The sequence below is a fragment of the Fulvivirga imtechensis AK7 genome, from assembly GCF_000331535.1.
GTDB classification, from domain to species: domain Bacteria; phylum Bacteroidota; class Bacteroidia; order Cytophagales; family Cyclobacteriaceae; genus Fulvivirga; species Fulvivirga imtechensis.
Genome location: NZ_AMZN01000020.1, coordinates 1 through 10,144 on the forward strand (window position 1 = coordinate 1; position 10,144 = coordinate 10,144).

The window sequence follows — 10,144 nt, forward strand, 5'->3', positions numbered from 1 at the left end:
GACAACTCCTATTATTGAAGCCAGTCCTTAACTTAAGAGCATTGGGGAGGAGAAACAGAGGTGGGTAAAACTGATGTTTGATATATTTTATTTTTACTTAAGCTTGAGGCTTGAAGCTTACAGCTTGACGCTCTCCTAAGTCTGTGAACGGTGAACTGAGAACTGGAAACTGAGAACTAAAAACTGGTCAATCAACTCCCTGAAGCTTTTAATTCCTTCACTGGCTCATCTATGATTTCCTCTTCCATTTTTGGTTCTACTTCAAATGACAGATCAAGTGCTTCAAGGTTATCTTTGGTGACATTGTAAAATTCCCGGTGAATGTTAAATTCCGGCTGCCCATTCGGATGTTTTCTCTGGTAGGTACCGTCCTCCCGCATTACGTAGCTGTTCACATTGTCTTTCAAATTATACTGCAGAATATTGATCAGTTGATGTTTCAAAAGATCATCTGTGATCATAAACAACGATTCCAATCTTCTTTCAAAGCTTCGCACCATCATGTCTGCACTTCCAATATACACTTTAGAGTTTCCCTGGTTATGAAAATAGTAGATCCTGGAGTGCTCCAGGTAATGACCTACAATAGAGAGCACTTGGATATTCTCACTTAATCCCTTTCTGCCTGGCCTGAGGCAACACATACCTCGTACAATTAATTTGATAGGCACACCTGCTTGTGACGCAGCATACATTTCATCAATGGACTCCTTATCCTGAAGTGAATTTATTTTTATCACTATGCCCGATGGAAGCCCCTTTCTGGCATTTTCGGCTTCGTTTCTGATCAATTTGATCAACTGAGGCCGCATATCTTTCGGGGCTGTGATCAAATTAAGGTATACATTGGGCAAGGAATGCCCTGTGAGTACATTGAAGAACTCGGAAACATCGTGGGCATACACTTCATTGGTAGTAAGGAGGCCAAGATCTGTATAGAGCTTGGAAGTAGATTCGTTATAGTTGCCGCTTGACAGATGGACATAGCGGGTCACCTTCTCTCCTTCTTTCCTGACTATCAGCATCAGCTTAGTATGGGTTTTGAAACTACTGACACCGTATATCACGAAACAGCCAGCCTTTTGAAGTCGCTGTGCCTCCCTAAGGTTATTTTCTTCATCAAACCGCGCTTTTACCTCAAACAGCACCGACACATGTTTTCCATTTTCAGCGGCTTTGAGCAACGCTGATGTTACTCTGCTGTCCCTGGCCACCCTGTAAATAGTAATTTTTATGGCCAACACTCCCGGGTCTTCAGCGGCCCTTTCCAATAGCTCCAACACCGGCTCTATGCTGTTGTAGGGATGGTGCAAAAGAACATCTCTCTCGCGGAGTACATCCAGGATGTTGTCATCTTTGATCTCCGGATAGCTTAACGGTGGCACAGGACTGGGCATTTCAGTTCGGAGGTCCCTAAATAGCGGATGATTAACTATTTGCGTAAGCCCGGTAAAGTCCAGAAGGCTTCTTTTTTTGATCTTAAAAATATTATCGTCATCGATATCCCACCGTTCTTTGAGAACATTCATCATCCAGTTGTCCGGCCGGCCTGTCACTTCCAGCCGCACCACTCTGCCTGTCCTCCTGGTTTTAAGCTTTTTCTTAAGCTCCTCCAGGAAATTAGCTTCAATATCATCACTTTCTTCCAACGTAAAGTCACCATTGCGAATAATTCTAAACAGCGTAATAGAAAGTACCTGGACATTTCTGAAAAGATGCTCAACATTATGCTTTATGATCTCCTCTATGGAAATAAAACATACTATATCCTCCCGTTCTACTTCATAAAACCTGGGCAGGTTGGAAGGAATTTGGATGAACGACAGCTTTTTGTAGTCAGTGTGGCTCTCATCTGTTTTTGTAACGACCCCTAATACCAGTCTATTGGTGTTTAAAATGGGAAAAGGGTGGTAGTTATCATACACCATCGGAGTTAGCATCGGGTAGATGGTGGTCTCAAAATAATGATTTACATTAGCCTTTTCATCACTCCTAAGGTCTTTATAATTGGTGATTATGAATCCGTTTTCCTCAAACAGTGGCGTCAGCTCATTTATAAAAAGATTGTGCTGATGCCTCGAAAATTGCTTTGTTTTAGCAAACAGAACCTTTCTGAATGGGATCTCTCTAAGCCCTGAGTAATCAAACCGTTGCTTTTTATAGTCCAGATAATTATACAAGCTACCCACCCTGATCGTACAAAATTCGTCAAGGTTGGACTCGGTGATAGCCAGAAATTTGAGTCTTTCAATAATGCTTTTTCCCGGATCTTTGGCCTGATCTAACACTCGATCATTAAACTTCAGCCAGCTCAGGTCACGGCTGATGTAATCACTTTCCTCTATCTGCTTCCGGATTTTCTCAGGTACTATCATCTTATCTCATCAGTGCTTATTAAATGCTAACAAAATACAAAATCTTTAACGTTCCCTCACCATTTGAAGATTCATATCCTTCATTAAATTAACGTGATTTTATAACAGAACCTATTAAAGGTATGTATATCAGAAAACAGATTCAAAAAACCTTTTTTAAAGGTATTCTGAATGAATCTTAGTGAGTCCAAGGGTACCATTAACAATTTAGGAAGAGCCTTCTCCCGAACACTTTAAAGCTTCGGGATAGGATGACCGTCTATTTTAAGCTCATATCGAACTCACGTTCAATTAATATTTGATCAAATGGCTTAAAAATAAAAGTCATTCCGACCAGGAGCAAAAGAATTCACACCAAAATCAGAATGACTCTATTTCTAACCGGTATATCCGGCAGCTTATATATCTACTTTAGCGTATTTCGCGTTTCTTTCGATGAATTCTCGCCTTGGCGCCACCTCATCACCCATCAGCATAGAGAACAGGTGATCAGCCTCAGCCGCAGATTCGATAGTTACACGTTTCAAGCTTCTGTTTTCCGGATCCATGGTGGTGGTCCACAACTGCTCCGGGTTCATCTCTCCAAGACCTTTGTAGCGTTGTACACCTACCGACTCTTCTTTCCCCTCACCGGCCATTTCTTTGATAAGCTTCATTCTCTCTTCTTCGGTCCAACAGTAGCGCTCATCCCTACCTCTTTTAAGTTGGTAAAGTGGGGGCAAAGCAATGTATACATAGCCCTTTTCGATGAGTGCATGCATATACCTGAAAAAGAATGTCAATATCAATGTACGAATGTGGCTACCATCCACATCGGCATCCGTCATGATGATGATCTTGTGGTATCGCAGCTTGGTCATATTCAGCGCTTTTTCATCCTCTTCTGTACCGAAACTCACACCCAGCGCAGTAATCATATTCTTTATCTCCTCATTTTCATAGATCTTATGCTCCTGAGCTTTCTCCACATTGAGGATCTTACCCCTTAGGGGTAATATGGCCTGGAAATTTCTGTCCCGGCCTTGCTTGGCAGATCCACCTGCCGAATCACCCTCTACGAGATACAACTCACTAATAGTAGGATCGTTGTTAGAGCAGTCGGCCAGTTTACCAGGAAGGCCAGTACCAGAAAGCACATTCTTTCGTTGTACCATTTCCCTGGCCTTGCGTGCTGCATGACGGGCCTGGGCTGCTATGATCACTTTTTGGACTATCGACTTCGCTTCTTTAGGGTTCTCCTCCAGGTAATTGTTTAACATTTCTCCAACCACTGTATCAACCGATCCACTGACGTCAGAGTTACCCAATTTGGTCTTCGTCTGACCTTCAAACTGTGGCTCTGCTACTTTAACTGAAATCACGGCTGTAAGTCCTTCTCTAAAATCGTCCCCACTGATCTCCACCTTTACTTTATCCAGCAAGCCTGATTTATCGGCATAGGCCTTCAGCGTCCGTGTTAACGCCCTTCGAAAGCCTGCGACATGTGTACCCCCTTCGATGGTATTAATGTTATTGACATAAGAAACAACATTTTCACTGTAAGACGTATTATAACTCATCGCCACCTGAACCGGGTTTTCACCCTTTTCACTATCCATATAAATGGGCTCAGGTATTAACTTTTCACGGGTACTGTCAAGGTATTGAACGAATTCTTTCAAACCGCCTTCTGAAAAGAAGTCATCGCTTTTCGGCTTGCCGTCATCATCCAGGTCACGCAAGTCCTTGAGATGAATTCTGATGCCTGCATTCAGGTATGCCAATTCACGGAGCCTCGAAGCTACAGTTTCATAGGTATACTCCGTAACATTAAATATGCTACTATCCGGCTGAAATGTTATTGTAGTACCGGTTTTATCGGTGTCGCCAATTTCTCTTACACTATACTGAGGAACGCCTATTTTATATTCCTGCTCATAGATCTTTCCATTTCTATGCACTTCCGCCCTAAGGTCGGTTGACAAGGCATTAACGCATGAAACCCCTACACCATGCAATCCGCCAGAAACCTTGTAGGTATCTTTATCAAATTTACCACCAGCATGCAGTACAGTCATTACAACCTCTAAGGCAGAGCGTTTCTCCTTGGTATGAATATCTGTTGGTATACCTCGTCCGTTATCGGAAACGGTGATAGAATTATTTTCATTAATGGTAACGGATATTTCATTGCAATATCCGGCTAAAGCCTCATCTATGGAGTTATCGACAACCTCCCAGATCAAGTGATGAAGACCTTTAACACCAACATCGCCAATGTACATGGCAGGTCTTTTTCGTACGGCTTCCAGGCCTTCCAATACCTGAATATTACCTGCTGAATACTCTTTCTTCTTATCTTGATTATCGCTCATAAATTTTATTTAATTCCGTTTAAAAAAAGTCACCTCCAGCGGCTGGAAGTTCACTGCCCTGCAATTAGAAAGTGATCTTTAAAACTCTGCATACCACGGCATTCTAAGGCCTCCCAAAACTACAATAAATAATGGGTTTTTCAGCGTTTTATCTGCATAAATATTAAAATGAAGAGGCCGGAATAAATTGAAATAATTCAAACAAAAATTTCTTTCGTCTTACACTATTCAGTGCCTTTAATACTTTAATTAACGAATTAACACGAGTTCGATATAACAAACTGATTGAAGGTGTACATATCAGGAAAACCGAGCAAAGAACCTCTACTGAAGGTCATTCTGCCTGTCCCGAACTTGCTTAATTTGCTTCGGGGAGGCACGAAGAATCTTACTAGGTTCAAGGATACTATTAACCACTAAGGAAGATCCTTCCTCACGTACCAATGACAAGTTTTCATTACATGCTGATAGTCAGATGATAGCATCTTATTGCTCAGTTTGTAACTTTTGTGTCTATTTTGGCTTTTCATCGCTTAAGTCTTACTTTTTTGTTCCCGAAGAGCTATAAAGCTTTCGGGATAACAAAAAAAGTCAAGGCTGTGAGTAAATGGCTAAATTTCAATGCCTGCGATGACAAATCACAAACTCACCCCGTGAAAAAACGGGGTTCAAACAGCGTGATCTATAAAGTGTACGTGTGGCATTGAAATTCTTAACGCCATTTCCTCAAGGCCGTTCTGAAGCTATGTCATTATCATCAAAATCAACCTAAAGGTTGTTGGTTGCCCAGGATGACCGCCTATTTTCAGGCATATTATACCAAACTCACGTTTGTGCCTTTTAATAAATTAAGGTTTGCATCTTTAACGAACCTTCTTTAAATCATCTCCTCTTCTATTTATATCCTCCTATGATCATAATTCTCTTTTCAACTTGCCGAGTCACAGACTCTAGTACCCCATACTTAAGCACAAGTCGCAGACTTGCGCTAGGATGTGGGGCGTTAGAATTCATTGAATAAACTCTACCTCCAACAACCCTTTTATTCCTGCATAATCTCTGGCGCTGCTGTACAGATAATCCTCAGGATTATCAACAATACCGGCTTCTACAGGATTGTTATGTATGTAATCCAGCCTTTGCTGCATCATTTCATTGGTGGACAGTTCTATTGGATGGTTGTCTTGCTGCCAGAATTGATGGTTCTTATTGTTACCATTCTTCTCTCCGGCACTTCTGAACAGCCAAAGCATCCAGTTTTTCCTGCTTTCCTGATTATTATCTTCAATAACACTCACTAACTTTTTAGAAGTAAACTTTTTGAAGTCTCTCAGTATATCTTCCTGGTTGTAGCCTTCCTCCGAGCAAATGATCAGATGCACATGGTTGGTCATAATGCACCAGGCATATAATATTAATCCTTTGTTCTCCTGGCAATATTTTAGATTTTCAACGAGTATATCTTTATATAAATTTCGGGTAAAAACGTCTACCCATTCTACTACCGAAAAGGTAATGGAATGAAGTTTTGACTGATCCCGTATTTTATATTTTGTACTCATTTTTCTTTTTCTTCCGCTGGCGCAAGTTTTTGGCTTGGGCTCTTTTTCTCTTCTCTGCCCCTGGCGCAAGTTTGCAACTTGTGCCTTTTCAATAAATTAAGGTTTGCAACCTTTTAACCGCTCTTCTTTTTAACTCCTCTCTAATATTTCAATCATCTCTAAAATTTTAACTCCCTCCTCCTTTGCCGAGTCACAGACTCTAGTACCATTCTTAAGCACAAGTCACAGACTTGCGCTAGGTAGTGGCTTAAAAAACAAAATCCGAAGTTGAGTAAACTTCGGATTTTGTTTTTTTACATTATCTTTTCTCTAAGGTTGCCCTCTTAAAATCTCAACCCAGCCATTGTATATCTCACCGGCTACATCAAGTTTATAGAAATATATTCCATCCGGTACACCCTCAGCGGTCCAGTTATTTTGGTAATCCTTCTTTTTATATACCACAGTACCCCATCTGTTGGTGATCACCAGTTCCGCGCCAAATTCAGGAAGATTTCTTACAAAAAAGAAGTCGTTGTGGCCGTCATTGTTTGGGGTGAACACGTTAGGTATGAAGACGCTTGTGTTGAGTTCTACTCTCGCAACTCGCTCTATTACACAACCAAATTCATCCATTATCTCTACCAGGTATCTACCTGCCGGTATGTCCTTATAGACCATTTCATACTCAAAATTGCTATTCACCCTTACAGTATCATAGTCTGTGATATACGACTGACCCGGAACGGCAGCAGAATCAAGCTCTATGCGGGTCAGGTATGCCGGTTGCCCTCCTGAGAATTTATGTATTTTCATGGTGCCTGTAAACCTGTCGGGCAGTGAACTGGTCGTTTCACCAGCTTCTGCATACAATGCAGTTGGTACAACTAAGCCTTTCGGATGGTTGAACACTATCTCCGTACCCGGACAAGCTGCCTGCTCCTGAAGTAGTCGTAGATTATACTCTTTGTTAAAATTCAGGAACGTCCTGTTCTGTACCAGGAACTGCTGACCGGAATTCAACGTAAAGGTAATTTCGTCCACCATATCTGTGGTAAACTTATCAAATACCCTTAGAGTATACTGCGCAGTGTTGTCACCAGTGATGTTTGTAAGAAGCAGCTCCTTGTTTTGACCACCTGTTATGCATCCAAGTTCATAATCGAATGATACCGCAGTAGGGCCTGCTGCAATGGTAACCTTTCTTCTGTTAGGACAAGTCGCCCCGGTAGATACCACTGTAACATAGTAATCACCTTTGGTCAACTCTGAGAATGTAAAGCTGCCGCTACCGTTAGAGGCCACGTTAAAGAACTCTGTAGGGTCAGTAGCCTGATCTGTACTTATACCCACCTGGAATTGGCCAATAGAGCTTATATTCAGTTCTATTTCTCCATTGGAAGCCGAATTATTGGTACAGTCAGGGTCCTTTACGTTAGTAGTAAAATTAACAAGCCCGGGATATGGTACGATAATATTAAAATCCTTTTCACAACCACCCGCTCCTGCATCAATTACTGTCAACACATGATTATCACCTGCGAGATTCTCAAATGTATTGTTAGTTGGCAATTCATCATGGAATATGCCATCCAAACGAAAATCATAGTTACCACTGCCCCCGGATACAGAAGTAACTCTGATACTACCATCGTTGTTATCACAGCTAGCTTCGGTGGTAGATGCACTCAATTGTATATCATTAAACTGGCTCTGCATTACAACAGTAACTGCTGCATTACATGGATCTGTATTATCTCTTCTAACAGCAATCACCTGTTCGAAGGAAGGTGCAGGACCCACCGGAATACTGATCTGCGAACCAGCCACAAAAGAGTTCCATATTACACCGTCCAGTGACCATTGTAGGTTGTTACCTGTTTCTCCTGGTACATCAAGGTTAAGTACGCCATTTCCACCGAAACATTCCGGACCTACTATGTTGCTGGCGACAGGTGTACCTATCGTTCCTGATTGGTCAACTGTAAAGTTTCCTGGAATAATACATGATGGATCTCCGTACTGAATAGTATAACTATAAACACCAATAGGAAGATTACTAAATACAGAGTCGTTAACTATTGTTCTTGTCACCGGACCATCTATGTTGATAATTACCCCGGTATTGTTTACTGCAGGAACAAAAGGATCTATATTAAAAACCACTTCGCCATCTGAATTCGTACATGTTGCAGGAGTCTGATCCTCTTTAGGGAATGATACTACTACCGTTGCGCATTGGCCGGTGCCTCCACCACCGCCGCATGATGGATCTGATGATGGCAATACATTGACGGTGACCTTGGTATCCATTTCAACCGGACTGCACCCTCCTCTTGTAGCTAAAACGTTAAAAGTTGTACTTGAATTCAAAATTCCCGTTGACAAACCAATAGTCAGTCCATTGCCTGTTACTATTCCTCCTATTGCACTATCATCAGCATCATTACGCAACTGATAATTTACTCCTGATTCGGAATTTTCAATTTGTATTGTTGTTCCACTACCTATACATACCGTGGCATCTACTGCGGTTATTGCAAGAGTGGCATCTATAGACCCTGATACCGTTACTGTTGGTGTTGAAGTCAACTCCACTGGAGCACATACACCACTGCTTGCCAATATGTTAAATGTCGTTGTTGTCGATAAGGATCCGGTAGGTAAGCTGATCGTCCCGCCATTGCCTGCTACTGCTGATCCTACATTGCTATCATCAGCATCGTTGCGTAATTGATAACTCACTCCTGCCTCTGAATTCGCAATCTCTATAGTTGCACTACCGCCTACACACAAGTCAGTGACCGGATCTACTGTTACGGTTAAACCTGGATCAGGATCTGTATCAGTGTCAACAGATACTTTTGTATCCATTTCAATTGAACATGTTCCGTTGCTCGCCAATACGTTAAATACTGTCGAAGAACTTAAGTTACCTGTCGGTAAACTTACCGTACTCACTCCGTCACCAGTTACTACTCCTCCTATAAGGCTGTTATCAGCATCATTACGCAATTGGTAATCAACGCCTGCCTCAGAATTTGAAATCTCTATGGTGGTTCCGCTGCCTTCACATACCGTAGCATCTACTGCGGTTATTGCAAGAGTGGCATCTATAGACCCTGATACCGTTACTGTTGGTGTTGAAGTCAACTCCACTGGAGCACATACACCACTGCTTGCCAATATGTTAAATGTCGTTGTTGTCGATAAGGATCCGGTAGGTAAGCTGATCGTCCCGCCATTACCTGCTACTGCTGATCCTACATTGCTATCATCAGCATCGTTGCGCAATTGATAGCTTACCCCTGTCTCTGAATTCGCAATCTCTATAGTTGCACTACCACCTACACATAAGTCAGTGACCGGATCTACTGTTACGGTTAAACCTGGATCAGGATTGATGTTCACAGTCACTATGGCTCCACCTGAGACAGTTGACGGGCAGCCCGAAGCATCTGTTACTGAAACTAAAGTATATGTTGTGGTAGCTACAGGTGAAACGCTTATAAGAAAGGTGCTTATTGTAACACCATTAACATTAAAATTAGATATACCATCAGTGTATACAACATCCCACGGAGAAGTACCTGTTAAGTCAAACCTTAAATCTGTTGATGAACCTTCGCATATTGCATTGTCTCCTGAAAGTACCCCTGAAACCCCAGGTTCAATTGTGACAGTTATAGAAAAATCCGGACCAAAACAAGTGCCTATGTAAGGTGTAATTGTATAAACTACATCCAAAGGACCACTGGTGGTATTCATAAATATATCGGCAGAGATCAAATTTACATCTGTTGTACCGCTAGCGGTGCTTGCTGTGCCTCCCAAGCCAGGATCTACTACGACACTTACATCATAGCTACTGATG

4 protein-coding genes are annotated in these 10,144 nt (G+C 41.9%); all 4 read right to left on the reverse strand.

Translation table 11 applies throughout. The annotated features are described in order from the left end of the window. Positions 1-191: 191 nt before the first annotated feature. Positions 192-2,375 carry a polyphosphate kinase 1 gene (gene ppk1, locus C900_RS06535; RefSeq protein ID WP_009578897.1) on the reverse strand — a complete coding sequence of 728 codons (2,184 nt, stop codon included), beginning with the start codon at positions 2,373-2,375 and terminating at the stop codon, positions 192-194. Between the two features lie 398 nt (positions 2,376-2,773). Then, positions 2,774-4,729, reverse strand: a complete 1,956-nt coding sequence (gene gyrB / locus C900_RS06540; RefSeq protein WP_009578899.1) for a DNA topoisomerase (ATP-hydrolyzing) subunit B — start codon at positions 4,727-4,729, stop codon at positions 2,774-2,776. A 1,010-nt stretch (positions 4,730-5,739) separates the two neighbouring features. Beyond that, complete coding sequence (locus C900_RS06545) at positions 5,740-6,291, reverse strand: REP-associated tyrosine transposase (RefSeq protein WP_040495913.1); 552 nt, start codon at positions 6,289-6,291, stop codon at positions 5,740-5,742. Between the two features lie 309 nt (positions 6,292-6,600). Beyond that, a partial coding sequence (locus tag C900_RS29775) for a T9SS type B sorting domain-containing protein (protein WP_040495909.1) occupies positions 6,601-10,144 on the reverse strand: 3,544 nt, incomplete at its 5' end.